General features: G+C 33.4%; 15 protein-coding genes and 1 pseudogene. 14 read left to right on the top strand and 2 right to left on the bottom strand.

Features of this window, described 5'->3' with window-relative positions; all coding sequences use genetic code 11:
• Positions 1 to 50 precede the first annotated feature (50 nt).
• The gene (locus ACTSKG_RS13770) at positions 51 to 284 is read right to left on the bottom strand and encodes a hypothetical protein (protein ID WP_464755129.1); all 234 of its coding nucleotides are present in this window, start codon (positions 282 to 284) and stop codon (positions 51 to 53) included.
• A 741-nt stretch (positions 285 to 1,025) separates the two neighbouring features.
• Here ACTSKG_RS13770 and ACTSKG_RS13775 point away from each other — a divergent pair.
• From ACTSKG_RS13775 to ACTSKG_RS13795, 5 genes are read left to right on the top strand one after another with little or no spacing between them, the layout of a single operon-like run.
• Entirely contained in the window at positions 1,026 to 2,873 is a 1,848-nt protein-coding gene (locus ACTSKG_RS13775; protein WP_464755130.1) for a TnsD family Tn7-like transposition protein, read from the top strand.
• Positions 2,874 to 2,928: 55 nt separating this feature from the next.
• Complete coding sequence (locus ACTSKG_RS13780) at positions 2,929 to 3,744, top strand: TnsA endonuclease N-terminal domain-containing protein (protein WP_464755131.1); 816 nt, start codon at positions 2,929 to 2,931, stop codon at positions 3,742 to 3,744.
• On the top strand, positions 3,741 to 5,858 hold the full coding sequence (locus tag ACTSKG_RS13785) for a transposase (RefSeq protein ID WP_464755132.1): 2,118 nt from the start codon (positions 3,741 to 3,743) through the stop codon (positions 5,856 to 5,858). The genes ACTSKG_RS13780 and ACTSKG_RS13785 overlap by 4 nt, the downstream gene beginning before the upstream one ends.
• Before the next feature lie 11 nt (positions 5,859 to 5,869).
• Complete coding sequence (locus ACTSKG_RS13790; protein ID WP_464755133.1) at positions 5,870 to 7,462, top strand: ATP-binding protein; 1,593 nt, start codon at positions 5,870 to 5,872, stop codon at positions 7,460 to 7,462.
• Positions 7,463 to 7,471: 9 nt separating this feature from the next.
• On the top strand, positions 7,472 to 9,328 hold the full coding sequence (locus tag ACTSKG_RS13795; protein ID WP_464758035.1) for a TnsD family transposase: 1,857 nt from the start codon (positions 7,472 to 7,474) through the stop codon (positions 9,326 to 9,328).
• 115 nt (positions 9,329 to 9,443) lie between these two features.
• Here ACTSKG_RS13795 and ACTSKG_RS13800 read toward each other — a convergent pair whose 3' ends face one another.
• Entirely contained in the window at positions 9,444 to 10,226 is a 783-nt protein-coding gene (locus tag ACTSKG_RS13800; RefSeq protein WP_464755134.1) for a hypothetical protein, read from the bottom strand.
• Positions 10,227 to 10,968: 742 nt separating this feature from the next.
• On the opposite strand from ACTSKG_RS13800, the gene ACTSKG_RS13805 reads away from it, so the two are divergent.
• From ACTSKG_RS13805 to ACTSKG_RS13845, 9 genes and pseudogenes are all read left to right on the top strand, one after another.
• On the top strand, positions 10,969 to 11,286 hold the full coding sequence (locus ACTSKG_RS13805) for a hypothetical protein (RefSeq protein ID WP_464755135.1): 318 nt from the start codon (positions 10,969 to 10,971) through the stop codon (positions 11,284 to 11,286).
• A gap of 4 nt (positions 11,287 to 11,290) precedes the next feature.
• Entirely contained in the window at positions 11,291 to 11,809 is a 519-nt protein-coding gene (locus ACTSKG_RS13810; RefSeq protein WP_464758036.1) for a TnsA endonuclease C-terminal domain-containing protein, read from the top strand.
• A gap of 194 nt (positions 11,810 to 12,003) precedes the next feature.
• Entirely contained in the window at positions 12,004 to 12,282 is a 279-nt protein-coding gene (locus tag ACTSKG_RS13815) for an N-6 DNA methylase (protein ID WP_464755136.1), read from the top strand.
• Complete coding sequence (locus tag ACTSKG_RS13820) at positions 12,233 to 12,784, top strand: TnsA endonuclease C-terminal domain-containing protein (protein ID WP_464755137.1); 552 nt, start codon at positions 12,233 to 12,235, stop codon at positions 12,782 to 12,784. The genes ACTSKG_RS13815 and ACTSKG_RS13820 overlap by 50 nt, the downstream gene beginning before the upstream one ends.
• 38 nt (positions 12,785 to 12,822) lie before the next feature.
• Positions 12,823 to 13,227 carry a hypothetical protein gene (locus ACTSKG_RS13825; protein ID WP_464755138.1) on the top strand — a complete coding sequence of 135 codons (405 nt, stop codon included), beginning with the start codon at positions 12,823 to 12,825 and terminating at the stop codon, positions 13,225 to 13,227.
• A 26-nt stretch (positions 13,228 to 13,253) separates the two neighbouring features.
• The gene (locus ACTSKG_RS13830) at positions 13,254 to 13,439 is read left to right on the top strand and encodes a hypothetical protein (protein WP_464755139.1); all 186 of its coding nucleotides are present in this window, start codon (positions 13,254 to 13,256) and stop codon (positions 13,437 to 13,439) included.
• Positions 13,440 to 13,712: 273 nt separating this feature from the next.
• Positions 13,713 to 14,420 carry a Crp/Fnr family transcriptional regulator gene (locus ACTSKG_RS13835; RefSeq protein ID WP_464755141.1) on the top strand — a complete coding sequence of 236 codons (708 nt, stop codon included), beginning with the start codon at positions 13,713 to 13,715 and terminating at the stop codon, positions 14,418 to 14,420.
• Between the two features lie 138 nt (positions 14,421 to 14,558).
• Positions 14,559 to 14,888: a putative quinol monooxygenase gene (locus ACTSKG_RS13840; RefSeq protein ID WP_464755142.1), complete on the top strand. Its 330-nt coding sequence runs from the start codon at positions 14,559 to 14,561 to the stop codon at positions 14,886 to 14,888.
• A gap of 67 nt (positions 14,889 to 14,955) precedes the next feature.
• Positions 14,956 to 15,663 (top strand): annotated as a pseudogene (locus tag ACTSKG_RS13845) (alpha/beta fold hydrolase); the annotation flags it as partial.
• Positions 15,664 to 15,678 lie beyond the last annotated feature (15 nt).

Consider the following 15,678-nt stretch of genomic DNA (forward strand, 5'->3'; position numbering starts at 1 on the left):
CTCTAGGCTAAAAATACTGCACGAATAAAAAGTACAAATTTAATATCTGGTCATTTTCCCAAACAACCAAACTTTAAGTAAAAAAATTCTAACGCTTTCTTGAGGTCTTCGAGTACTTCTTCATTTTCTCCATCCAACACTGCGCCCACCAAGCTTGCAGTTCTTTCATGCAATATCACTCTGTAATACTCCCCGTCATCTACTTTAGTTAATAATTCTTGAAAGCCTTCATTATTTAAATATCCGATTACCATAGCATATTCTAAAATCTCTTCAATGCTCAATGTTTCATAACTTTTACCGGGTATTAATCGATAATCATGTGAAGCTAGAGTATATAAATGGATCTCATATTTTCTAGATTTAGCGTCTACCTGTTTACTCCCTATAACTTCTTTGTATATATCTATAATGTCTTTACTTAACCATCGAATAATTCGCGCTTCATCTATACACTGTATATGGTGTTAAAGAATTTTGTGTGATACTATATATAGTAAATATATTAACTTGAAATTACCAAAAAGGAATATCAGATTACAACCTACCTTTTGGCAAATATGTACGTTGATGCTGTAATAATTGATATACAAGGTTTCTTTTACTTGTTAAACAATTCTGCGTCGTTAGTTTGAGTACAATCTTCAAAATCTCTTCTAAATTTTAACATAGATATCCAATCTTCTTAAAGAAGTTGTTCTACACGATTGCTGAAAGAGAAGGGCTTGCATATCAACACAGGTTTTTCGATTAAGCTTTTTTACAAATTATCAAGCTTTATTTTAAACAATCGAACTTTATTTCCTCTTAGTGTGTTTAAGGTTAATCAAGCCCTTTTATTGCTGATGGAGGGAGTCTTACTTAATCCATTCTCCTATTTAATACAAACAAACCATCAATGTGGATTGTTATTCAAAAACGCAAAGTTGTTTAGAGAAAAATAGAAGTATGCACAAAAATATCTGAATACTATAAAATTTTAGACTTTATTGATTAATTACTAATAATTATAAGGAGTTTTGTATATGATAGGCTATTTTCCTCGCCCATATAAAAATGAAACTATGTATAGCATCATTGCAAGATATGCCAACCATGTCGGGATATTGTCCAAAAACTCTGTATTAATGGACTTGTTTGGTATCGAAAAGCCTATGTTAAATGAAGAATATATTACTAAAATAGAACTTCTTGTATCAAAAATCAATCATTTTTCAGATGAGTATACTTTGCAATACTTTTTAAATAAACACACGCCCTCGCCATTTTATGCACCTTTCATCAACAATACATTTCACAGTAGTTCTGATGCTTTAGAAAATTATATGAAAAGTAAAAAAAAGTATAAATGGGATGTTCCTTTAAAAGAAAATTTACATTACTGTAGCGAGTGTTTGAGGGAAAGTATAGATAGATATGGAGAATGCTACTGGAATAGAATTTTTCAATTACCAGGGATATTGGTTTGTAGTAAACACGGTATTATGTTGAATGAATCACCGGTGAATATTGTAAAAAATCCTTTAAATAAATTTATTATGCCTACTCTGGGCGAAAAATCAGATAAAAGTTATTTTGGAGATAAAACTTCTGAGCAACTAATAGATATAGCATCGAATGTTGAATATTTCTTTTATAACGAAGTGAAACAATTTAATTACAAACAACTATATGAGAAATATTTTGAGTTTATCAAGATAGCGGGAATTGCAACTCCAATATCAGGTTTTAAAAAGAAACTAGGGGAGTTAATAAATTCAAAGTTTAGTGAAGAAACTTTGGATATTCTTAACTCTAATCCACGAAAAAACAAATGGTTATCATATTTAAGTATAGAAAGGATAAGGCATATTCATCCTATTAGACACGTATTACTTATGATGTCTTTAGGTCAATCTGTTGAGAAATTTATTAATACTGAACCGCAATACCGACCGTTTGGAAGTGGCCCATGGATTTGCATGAATCCGTTGTCCAAACACTATTTAAAGGAAGTTATTTCAGAAATTGACGTTACTTTTAATAATTTTACTGGAAAGTTTAAAGCCGACTTTATTTGTAGTTGTGGATTCACTTATACATTAAATACTGGCGAAAATGATCCTCTCAGTATAAATATGTTCTCTAGTAGGGTTAAAAAGAAAGGGGAGGTTTGGGAAAGAGAATTTGATACGTTAGTAAGTAAAGGAATAACCACTAAAGAATTAGCTCAAAAAACAAAACAAAGTAAAAATACAGTACGCAATATTATTAAAAAAGGACATGGATTTCTTGAGATTGAAAAGAGAGAAAGACAGAAACAAATAAATGAGGAAAGAAAGAAACAAGGAAAAGTGGATAGAGAGAATTGGATTGAAATTTTAAAAAAATATCCTAATTATTCACGGACAGAATTGAGGCATAAGCATAGTAAACTTTATCAAAGGTTGAGAGCGAGAGATAGAGAGTGGTTCGAAAAAAACTGCACAGATTCAAAAAGAGGGACAATAAGATGTAGCGATGAAATTAATCAAAAAAAAGATTTAATGTACCTTGAAGAAGCTAGAAATATATTTAACAATTGGTCTACATATGAGAAACAAGCGGGAAAAATAATAAAAATGACAAGAAATACATTCTATATGAGATTAAGAACTGATATGCGATATAAAGACAAATATCCACTAACAGATAGTTATATTAGATCGGTACAAGAGTCAGTTTCGGACTATCAGATTAGATTAATAAATCAATGTATTGAGAGGTATTATGAGAATGCAGAGGTGAAAAGATATGAATTGATCGCTCTTACAGGTATCAGAGCAAAAATACAACCTAATGTAGAAAATTATATTGAAGAAATAATAAAGGAACATAACAATAAGTTTTACTAAAACTATGTTTATAGATTGAGGATTATGAAAATAATAGAAAAGGGAGGAATGATTTATGGCAAAGCGAAAAACAATATGGACCGAACAAAAAATAAGTAATTATTTGAAAGAGGGCAGAGGAAGTGGTGAGTTAGAACATTATAAACCTTGGTTAACAAACCAAGACTTTGCTTCTCAAGGACGAACACACAGACTTAAGAGTTGGAAGACAAATCGTATGATGCAGCTATTTTCGGATTTGGAAAGAAACTATTGTTATCTGTTAGATTGGGCAGAAAATGTTGTAGATATTAGAGAACAGTTTCCGCTTGAAAGAGAGATAACTTTAAAAATCGCAGATAAAAAACGAATTTCTCATTCATCTGATAAAGAAACGAATACTCCTATTTTTATGACTACAGATTTTTTACTTACTATTCGAGAAGAAAATACAATTACTTATGCAGCAAGAACTATCAAGCCTTTTGAGGAATTAAATGATAATCGAGTAATTCAAAAGTTAGAAATTGAAAGACAATATTGGAAAGATAAAGGAGTAGATTGGGGAATTGTAACAGAGAGAGATATTCCCCTTGATTTGTGGAAGAATGTAGAATTGATACATGATTCATATCACATAGCAAATGAGGATTCTACTTTATTAAGCAGATTGTGTGACGACCTAAAATCAAAAGATGGAACGATTATCGGGATCGTAGAAACGTTTGATAAGAAATACAATTTAGCAAACGGTTCAGGTTTGAAGCTTTTTAAACACTTAATAGCTCGAAAAAACATAAAAATTAATATGCTATCAGAAATTAATCTTAGACTCCAAATGAACAATTTAAGTTTTACAGGTGTATTAAATAAAGAGGATATCTTTTCATGAAAGTATATTTAAATGAAGTAATAGTTAATTCTCAGACTAAGGAGAGGTATCGAATTTTATGGATTAATCAAAATAACCAATGGGCATATATCATTGATTTGGATGATAATAAAGCACTTCCATATTTGAAAAGTATAAATGAAATTGTAGAAGCAATTATTGAAGAGAGTGTTTATAAGGTAAAAGATAGTTTGGCAGTGGTAACTAGTGGAGAGGATAGTCAAGGGTCATTAAAGATTAGAGATGAAGCTTGGAACATCATTAAAGAGGTTGTGAATTTAGAACCAGATATCTTCATATCAAGAAAAAGAGGTAAATTAGTTCAAGAGATTATTGTTAAGCATAATACAAATAAGCCTAAAATTTATCGGCATTTAAGACGTTATTGGCAACGAGGGAAATCTCCTAATTCGCTTCTTCCAGACTATAAGAATTCTGGAGGTAAAGGAAAGCCGAAACAAGGTTTAATAAAGAATGGAAGGCCACCTAAATTTAAAGAATTAGAATCGAATGTAGTTGTTAATGAAGAAATAAAGAAAATATTTCGTGTTTCTTTACAGAAATACTATTTTAATCAAAAGAAAAATAGCCTACCACATGCGTATAAGATGATGATTCGTAACTTCTTCATGCAAGATTCTTATTACGAAAATGGTATTGAAAAATACATTTTAAAAGATAAAAGTGAAATACCCACTTTAAACCAGCTTAGATATTTCTTAAACACAGAATATACAGAGAAACAAAAAGTTATCCCAAGGATAAGTAAAATTAAATATGAACAAAATTTTCGTGAACTTTTAGGTTCATCCACGTTCGAATCCTTTGGACCTGGATCGAGATACCAAATAGATGCTACAGTTGCAGATGTATACGTAATATCAGAGTATAATTCAGATTGGATTGTAGGAAGGCCAATTATCTATTTCGTTGTGGATGTTTTTAGTCGAATGATTGTAGGACTTTATGTAGGTTTAGAGGGTCCTTCATGGATGGGGGCAATGATGGCCCTTGCAAATACAGTTGCTGATAAAGAATCCTTTTGCAAAGAGTATGAAATTGAAATCTCTAAAGAGGATTGGCCAAGTGAATATCTCCCTCAAGTTTTATTAGCTGATAGGGGTGAATTCGAGGGCTATAATGTTGAAAGGTTGACTAATGCATTTAATATGCAAGTGGAAAATGCAGCTCCCTACAGACCTGACTCGAAAGGAATAGTTGAAAAATACTTTAATGTTTTTCAAGCAAGAGTAAAGCCTTTTCTACCTGGGTATGTCGAAAAAGATTTTCAAGAACGAGGAGTAAGAGATTATCGATTGGATGCTAAATTAACTATTAAAGATTTTACCAAAATAATGATAGCTGAAGTCATCTATCACAACAATTATCATTATTTACAAAATTATCCTCGAGACAAAGAGATGATTGAAGATAAAATAAGTCCCATTCCTATTGAATTGTGGAATTGGGGAATAAAAAACCGGTCAGGCAAATTAACCTACCATACCTCTGATGAGGTCATATTACATCTATTACCTCAAGAAGTTGCAACGGTCACTGAAAGAGGCATAAGGTTTAAAAAGATGCATTATAATTCGAAAAGGGCAATGAAAGAGTCCTGGTTCTCAACTGCAAGAATAAAGGGAACTTGGAAAGTGAAAATTGCTTATGATCCGAGAGATATGTCTAAAATATACTTATTAAATAAAAATGATCCGTTTGAAGTGTGTAATTTATTGGAGCATGAGAAAAGGTATATGAACATGTCTTATGATAATATTACCTATCTTCTAGAGTCTGAAAAATTTGAAAGTAAAAGTTATGAGCATAAACAAATAAAAGAAGAGATAAATTTGATAAGCCAGATAGAGTCTATAGTTGCTTCTTCAGTTAAAAAAGCAGATGAATTGCAAAATCATAATTTGAGTAACAAGGCAAGGGTTAGTTCTATTTCTACTCACCGGGATAATGAAAAAATGCAGTTAAGAGAAAAGGAAAAATTCGAGATAAATTCTACTCAAGAGAATGAGAAGAAAGAAAAGAAGAATGAGTTTGCCGAGTCTAATTTTAATAAGAAATCCATCAAAGAAATCCTAAATAAAAATAAATTATAAGGAAGATTATTATGGATCATACGATCGGAGCAAATGAAAATATTTTATTTAAGAAAGCAGCCTACTCGACACAAGAGATTGAAGAATACAGAAATAATCCTTTAATTGAAGCATTACCTCGGATATTATCGATTGAGGAAGCTTATGAGAAGATGCAATTGAAGCCACTTTACAGTGTAAAAGAAAGAGAGTTGTCTGAAGAACTTAGATTCCAGATGCTATTTCGTCTACAGAATTTTTTCCAGCCTGTATCGCAACATCTTGATTTAGAAAGACGTTTTTCCAGATTAATACGATCTGGGTACATCTCAAGAAATCCACTTGACATTAATGAGGTACGCTTTCTCAATGGTACAGGGCATAAAAATTCAACATCTGCTTCAAGCTTTACTCTCATGGGGTTTTCAGGAATTGGAAAGACAACTGCGATTGAAACTGTTCTTTCTCTTTATCCGCAAGTGATATTACACGAAAGTCCCATAAACAGATTGCAAGTAGTTTGGTTAAAACTAAATTGTCCACATGATGGTTCATTAAAAACCTTGTGTATGGACTTTTTCTTAAAATTGGATGAACTTTTAGGAACAAATTACTTTAAAAAGTTTGGGAGTTCACGAAACTCAATAAGTTCGCTGGTCTTACAAATGCAAAGAGTCGCAAGAATTCATTGCATAGGTGCACTTATTATTGATGAAGTACAACATTTACTAACAACACGAGATAGTGGTTCAGAGAAGATGATGAATTTTTTTGTGAATCTAATAAACGATATTGGTATTCCGGTAGTATTAATTGGAACAATGAGGGCAAAAGCAGTGTTGCAACAAGACTTTAGGCAAGCTCGGAGGGGGAGTGGTCAAGGAGATATGGTTTGGGAGCAAATGAAGCCCGAGGATGATTGGGACATGTTAATTGAAGAAATGTGGAATTATCAGTGGACTAAATCATTTACCCCTCTATCTGACGAATTAAAGAGAACTTTATACAATGAAAGCCAAGGAATTGTTGATATTGCGGTTAAACTTTTTTCGATAGTTCAAAGCAGAGCAATAGAAACGGGTAATGAGTATATTACATCCGAAGCTATTATAAAGGTAGGAAATGAAGATTTAAGACTAGTTCAACCAATGTTAAAAGCTTTAAGAAATGGACTTGAATCGGAAATTGCCAAGTATGAAGACATAACTCCAATTGATCTAAGTGAGTTCCTTCAACAAAGGCAAAGTAAAATAGATTTGCGAGGATCTATTCAAAGGAAAAAAGAAGAGCAGGAAAATCGCAAAAGAGAGTTTGAGACTTCACATTTGGAAAAAGCAATTCACTCTTTAATTACATTAGGGATCGATGCAAAGCAAGCCGAGAATGTAGTGAAAAGAGTTATTAACGATGCAAAATATGACAGTACCGCAGATATTACGATTCAGGCATTGACATATCTAAAAAGTAAGCAGGAAAATAAAGTAGTTCAAAAAAGGAGTACAAAGGTTGAAACCAACCTATTGGCAAAAACGATTACTAGAGGAAAGAAAGAAAAAAAATCTGCATATGACGTTTTATTAGAGTATGGCTTCATCAAATCACCACTTAATGAGTTAATTGTTTAAGTGAATAAAATGATTGGTTTTATTCCTAAACTATATCCTAACGAATTATTATACAGCTTTATTGCAAGGTACGATTCACATTCTTTCAATAAGAGCCCAAGATATACACTTGAAGAACTGTTTGGGAGAAAGGAATACTTTGTAGTTCCTGATTTGCCGTTAGATTTATTGGAACTATCCAATAATATTAATATATTTTTAAAAATAGGCGCTCTTCAATTGATGCATAAACACACTATGTATAATTATTTTACAAACTTTGTTTCAGAGGACAAAAAGAATTTAGTTAAAGAAGCTATGATAACAGGTGGGAAAAAAGGCGCTGTTCATATGATAACGGGAATCATGGCAAGTAACATAAAGGAAAAAAAGTTTCTATTATTTTGTTCCAAATGTGCTGAAGAAGATACAAGACAGCTTGGAGAGACGTACTGGCGATTAACTCATCAGCTTCCCGGAGTTTATGTTTGTACTATACATCAAATAGTTTTAAGTGAAAGTTCATGTTTATATCGACTAAAAAGAAAAGATTTGCAACTACCATTAGTTGATTCAGAAATAACACTTCAAAAATCAATAGACAGGCACGACGATAATATTTTGCAGTTTTTGCTTAATATTGCTAAGGAAAGTACGAGTCTGGCTTTAAAGGATTATCATTTTGATTTATTTGAACTACAGAAAATCTATAGGGTGTTGCTTAAGAGAAAAGGTTTGCTTAGTATAAAAGGAATGGTTTTTCAAGAATCATTAGCCACTGAATTTGAGAAATTTTATGGGAAAGACCTATTAAGTATTCTGCAATCGAATGTTGATTACGACAACGATTCTTGTTGGCTAAAAGCAATCACTAGGAGACATAGAAAAGTGTTCCATCCAATTCGGCATATACTACTCATACACTTTCTTGGTGAAAATGTGGGAACGATCAAAAGAGTAAATGTCGAAAATAATAATCCTTTTGGCAAAGGACCATACTTATGTTTAAATAAAGCAGCTCACCATTATGGAGAAAGAGTAATTCCTCAAATGAGTATTACTTTTTGTTCTAAAACTAAATTGATGATTGGTTCTTTTAAATGCAAGTGTGGATTTCATTATTCAAGAAGGGCATCAGAAATAGAGCTAAGAGATGAATATAACATTAGTAGGGTAAAGGAATATGGTGAAGTTTGGAGAAATAAGGTATTGGATTTAATCCACAATAAAAAATATAGTTTCAGAGCAGCAGCAAGAGAATTAGGTGCAGATACTTCTACAATTATTAAATATTCAAAGAAACTGCCTTCAAAAGTTAGTATGAATCGAAATATCGACAATACTTGTTTGGATAAAAAGAACGAATGGTTAATTTTGATAGAAGAGAATCCTGGTCTAAGTATTACTAATTTAAGAAGTATTAATGGTGCACTTTACTCAATTCTATATCGAAAAGAAAGAGAATGGCTGAAGGGTCACTCTCCAAAAGGAAAAAGAAAGCGTACAAATAATAGGGTTAACTGGGTCGAGAGGGATCAATCTATAAAAGCTGAAATAGAAAAAGCAACAGTGAAAATTATGAATAAAGAACCTCCTATACGCTTGACTATTTCACGAATTGGATTAGAGATAGGTAAACGAGACCTTCTTGAAAAACATCTGAACAAACTTCCAAAGACTAAGGTGTTTTTGAGCAGTTGTGTTGAAGATAAGAAAACTTTTCAGGTTAGAAGGATAAAGTATGTACTTGGTGAACTAAACAAACACAACGAGGAAATCAATGACTGGAAAGTATTACGACTGGCTGGTTTAAAAGCCCCTATTGAAAAAGATGTCATTATTGCAATGAATGAACTTATATCATTTGAGCAATTAGGATATCAGTAACAGTGTTGCTCCACAAAGCAACACTTTTTTAATGTAAAGAATACGGTTTTTGAGGCAGACTTAACTTTTTTGTCCGGTATTTTGTCATAGACCGTGAACCTACAATTGTCACTAGTCAAATTCTTTTTTTAAACCCAACGTACAATAAAATAATAAAAGCTAAAATAAAGGCAATCAAGAAGTAAATAGAATATATTTCAGGAGTTGCTACTATAGCAATAAGTAAGATTATAATAGTAATAATCACCAGGTAGCCAATTTTAGTTAACTTCTTTTCTCTGATTAAATCTATAGTGAGAATTAAAAGTAAAACTGCAAGGATAAAAGATGCAGGTTTAACAACTTTCCAAAAATCATTTTGCCATGGTGTACCTATTAATAAAAGAATTAAAGCAACATACACAATACTAGCCGCAAGAACTATTGGTTCGAAAACTCTCCATATCTTAAAACAAAATTTCTCTAAACCGTCGAACAACAAAGAAGTTTTGAAAAGATTTTTATTATTGTATGAAAGTTCCAGAATTTCTTTCTTTACTTTTTCTACTGCTTTTTTAGTTTTCTCTTCATCAGAAATATTTTTTTTATCAATTAATAATATTAAATCTTTTGAAAGATTATAGTCTATAAATGGAATAGCTGCATAAATGGCATTATAAAATGGTTCAACATTGGAGCTTTTTTTAAAATTTTTCCATTCAATTAGAATATTACTTAATACGGATAAAGATTTTTCCAGGCTTTTATTACGTTGTTCTCTATCACTTGCTAAATGAATACGTAGTTCTTTGCTAAGCCAAAGTAATATTCCAACAAATATTAAAATAACCATCACCTCAGTTGGACTAGCTTCAAAGGCTTCGAAAAACGCATCTATTATCTTGTTTAATATATCCATCTCCACATTCCTTTCTTTTTAAGATTATTATACACTACCATCAAAATCCACATATTTTCCCGGACCTTTCCAATATGCCTATCTATATTGCTTATATAGAAGGAAACGCTTTGTCATGGTATGCTAATTTATATGTTTTACACATGGCAGAAAATCCGTAAGATTAGATTTTTCCTAGTTCTCAATTTAACCCCAAGTAATATACCTTTTAGAAAACCTCTAATTCTAAAAAGTGATTTTTAGTAACAATCTTTTTTTTGATGAGTTATTGGACTAATGCTAAGAGATTTACAAGTAGTAACAATCTTTTGCTTAATTAATTGTATATAATTATACTTATATCAGTAGATTTTCAAAGATGCCTAGTAACAATCTTTTTTTTGAAGTAACAAACATGTCCACCAACATTAATGTTAGTAACTTAACATTAATGTTGGTAACTAAACAAAAATGTTGGTAACCATACAATATAGTTGGTAACTATTAAAGTATAAAGAATTGTTTTTTTGGAAAATAATTAAATGAATGTTGTTTTACTTTTCCGGGTAAACCAACATTGTTACGACAGATAGTTTATATTTGAAATACCAATTAACAAAAAGCTTTGGGAAAGGGTGTTATAAATTAAATAAACATTAGTGAGATACTAATGTTTATTTAATTCACCTTTTTTAAGCTTTAAGTTGATTGGTATTTTTTTGTTTATTTTTATATTTAGAATAATCAGAAAGGTAGATGTGAAATGTCAAGAGGTAAGAGGATAAAAAAATTACAAGAAAATCAAATAAAGAATGGAAGGGGGCAAGGAACAGGTAAAGATTATAAACCATTTATTCAGGCGCATGATAATAAAGTTGCTTCAAATGGGTGGCTGACCCGTCATTTAGGTTGGAAAACTAATAGAATTCATCACACGCTTTCTAATTATGAAAGAATGTACCTTTATTTCCTCGAATGGGTGGATGGAGTTGTAGATATAAGAGAACAGTTCCCCTTACTCCCTATAGAAATGGACCCAAGAGATTTCAAAACAACTAGGAATCAAGCATGCCAACGTTGATGGGATACCTGTCGTTATGACCACAGATTTTGTTATTACAGTGACAACTCCAAAAGGCATGATTGATATAGTAAGAACTGTAAAGCCCTCCTCAAAGCTTACCAAAAGAACCTTAGAGTTATTTGAAATAGAACGAAGATTTTTTATGGAACAAGGTGTTAGTTGGGGAATTATTCTAGGTAACAATTTGCCAAAGGTTTTAATTTCAAACATAGAGTGGTTGCACGAGGGAAGATATTTAGATACGAGATTAGGAGTAGATGAAGAGCTTGTAGACCTGGTTGGAAACTCCTTATTTCTACAAATTACTGCGGATAACTGTTCAACATCTATTAGCAAAATTTGTCTACGCTGTGATGATAACTTTGGAATTGACTCGGGAACGAGTATGTTTATTTTGAAGCATATGCTTGCAATAAAAAAATGGGAAACTGATATGAAAGTTAAAATAAAAGAATCGAAACCATTACACATTACTAATTTAGAAGATCCGCAACGATTTATAATTAAGGACATTGGATAGGATGGGGAAGTTGAATATATTACTTTTTGAAAATAATGTTATAGAGCTTTTGGATATTGAATTAAAACCAGACTCTTTATTAAGAATTCTTTGGATATCACCCGATAAAATGGAGATTATTGAAATTTTGTTAGATATATATACTTTATGGACCTAATTGGCGCAAAAAAAATTATCGTCAGCTAATTAGTCTTGTGAATGATGTACCAACAGATAACAAAGAGTACGATACACTTGGTTATATTTATGAATATTTAATTGTTCAATTCGCAGCGGGGGCTGGAAAGAAGAGTGGCGAGTTCTTTACACCGCATGAAGTCTCCATTTTGAAATCGGAGATTGTTGCGAATCTTCTGAAAGACCGCAAAACCATGCAGATTTATGATCCGACCACATGCACTTTTAGAAGGGGTTCCAGTTGTAATGACTACCGATTTTGTGATTACCTTAAAAACTCCAAATGGACTAATTGATATTGTAAGAACAATAAAACCAGCAAATAAATTAACTAAAAGAACTTTAGAGTTGTTTGAAATAGAAATAAGATTTTTTGCTGAACAAGGAATTAATTGGGGAATCATTTTGGGAAATAATCTGCCAGATTGTTTAATTTCAAACATCGAGTGGGTGCATGACGGAAGATATTTAGATACTAGACCTGGAGTAGATGAAGAACTCGTAAATCTGATCAATCCTACTCTTTTGCAACGAATCATTCAAAGTGAAGGAGAAAAAACATCGATTAGTAAGTTTTGTCTCCGTTGCGATCAGGAATTAGGAATTCAAAATGGCACTAGCATGTTTGTTTTAAAACACATGCTATCAACGTTAAGAAGGAAAAACAGGAAGTTGATATATTACATACTGGCTCTAATAGCCGGCATGTGTCTAAGAATTAGAGGAGCTATTGGTGGTACTCTGGGCGTGAACCCACTAGCTATGGGAACAGTCGTGATGTTTGAATACGAAGACTAAAAATTGGAAATGATTATTATTAAAAGGTGGAGGTGAGAATGTTTAATAAACTAGTTTTTACAACCTTGTCAATAGCGTTAATTTCAGGAGCAGCTCTAACTGCAAATTTATTAGCGGAGCCTAGTAGTAGTGATATTCCATCGAGTCCAAAATTAAGTGCTCCAGGAGACTCATTAGCGAACAATACTGATACTGATAGCTTAGTTCCAGAATTAAGTGCCCCAGAAGAATCAAAAATGACTCCGGACATAAGTCCGGAAATTCTAAGACTCCGCAGCGTTGGTAAAATTTATACAAACCACGGTGATTATGTCCGGGTAGAAAAGCAAACCATTTTCAATGAATCTGAGATAGCACGAAATAAAAGTCAAATTGGAGATGATACGAAGCAACTTTTTCTTGATTACGGTATTTTCTTAAGGGATGATACCTCCTCAAATTAAAATTAAATCAAAAAAAAGGAGCAGTTGTGCCTGGAGCTGCAGACATACTATACAGTTTGAGAACTAGTGAAAATGATGATATTGAGGTATTTGGTACCTACGACACTACGAGTAAAACAATAACATGGAATTTAGTACATCCTGGCACTTATTATATTGGAGTCGAGAATGTCGGTACCGTAGCTGTAAGTGGAAATGGATACGACCATTAAGTAAGTCAAAAAGGAACAGTTGTCACTCGGATCTAACATCGTTTCGGTGTGCGCAAGCAAACTAACATCAAGTTTTCGTAAGTATTTGTAGGGATATAGGTTCTTATTCGTCTTTGGATTCTAAGCAAAAAGCTTTGTAATCTGGATTACTGAAGAGGAAATTATAGTGGTTTATAATGAATGTAACACTCCGCTAAAGGTTATGTTACACGAGGAACGATTATCGCGGAGAGTGGAGCGGTTGTCGTTCGCAACATTGAAAGGAGGGGTAAAATGTTACATTATGAGGCGATGGAAAACATAATATCATTTTTGCCACAAATAAAGATATTTGAATCGCTTCCGGCAGAAATTATCCGTGAAATTGAACAATTGGTAACAAGATCAAATACGTATAAGCTTTCAAAAAACTCTATTCTTCAGACGCCCGGTAATGAAAGGAATGGCTTGTTTTTCGTAATCGCCGGTAAACTTCGCTTATACAAAACCAATTCGGCCGGCAAACAACATACGGTCTGCATCCTAAGCGAAGGCGGCATGTTTGGCGAAGTTGAAACGTTTTCATTGGGCACAAGAGGGACTTATGTGGAGACGATGGAAGACTCGATTGTTTTTTCGATTCCGACTGAACAATTCGAACCGCTTTTAGGCAAGTATTCTGAATTGTCTTTACGTTTTTTATCGGAAATAAGCAAACGCCTGCGAGATCAGGATGAATTGGTGGAAAAATTGGTTTTTAGGGATCTACGTGGTAAAGTGCTTTACTTTCTCAACCGACTATCTAAAAAGTTCGGCATTGAAGAAAATGGATACCGAAAAATCGATATTCCCCTGACTCATCAAGAATTGGCCAATATGATCGGTGCCACAAGAGAAGCGGTATCGCTTACCTTACAGGAACTATCCAATGAAGGTATTCTCGTGACCAGCCGTAGAATGGTCATGATTCATATCGAAAAAGCGATGAAAGAACTGGGTTGATTTCATGGCCCGTATGAATTTCCTTTCGACTGTATGCTTTCGACGTAATCTAAATTACTGTCGAATTATTCATCTAGCGTTATGATAAATGCCGTAACGGAATCACTGTAAAATATGAAACTTATAGGAGGAGTCAACATGTCCAATCAACAAGTTCAACTGAATATTCGATTCAAAGCTAAACCAGGGAAAAAAGAAGAATTCCGCAAGGAGCTATCTTCCCTTATTGAGGAGATGTCATCCGAGAAGGCATTCATTAGCGCCATTGTATCGGACGATCTGGATCAGCCGGATGACTTGATCATTTATGAAACATGGCAAGGCACGAGAGATAGCTGGCTTGCGGAAGAATTTATTAAACCATACCGCAAGAATTACGAAGGAACACTGAGCGATTTAATTGTGGATAGAAGCGTCAGCTGGTTGCAACCGAAGGGCGAATGGGGAAGTCATATAACGAATGCGTGATGACGTTGAATCTTTAACGCTTTAAGATCCAGGAGGATGCATTAATTTCATGGGAGGCATATATAGACATGGTTACCGAGTAATTACGTATGATCGTCGTGGATTCGGGCGGTCTTCACAGCCATGGAATGGGTATGAATATGATACGTTTGCGGTAGACCTACACAAAATACTGGAACATCTTGATCTTCGTGACGTAACATTGGTTGGCTTCTCGATGGGTGGAGGCGAAGTTTCTCGTTACATCGGTACTTACGGAACAGAGCGTGTATCAAGAGTTGTACTAGCAGGGACAGTACCTCCGTATCTTTACAAAACTGAGGATAATCCGGACGGCGGATTTGACGATGCAATAATCAAGGGATTACAAGATGGAGTAAAGGCAGATCGAATTGCATTCCTCGATAATTTTACAACAAATTTCTTTGCATCTGGGGACAGAACGGATTTAGTGAGCGAAGAATTCCGATTATATAATCGTGACATTGCAGCATTTGCTTCACCAAAGGGCACACTTGACTGTATCGCAGCGTTTAGTAAAACAGACTTCCGCGGTGATTTAGATAAGTTCAACGTACCAACACTAGTTATTCACGGTGATTCAGATGCCGTCGTTCCATTGGAAGTCAGCGGGCAAAAGGCGCATGAACGCATTCCGAACAGTCAGCTTGTGGTAATTAAAGGTGGTCCTCATGGTTTCAATGTCACACATGCAGAAGAGTTCAACGCAGAACTCGTTCAATTCTTGAAAACTACTGAATCTGTTTCTCTATAACTACTATTCTTAAAG

The organism is Psychrobacillus syltrankelensis (genome assembly GCF_055454035.1).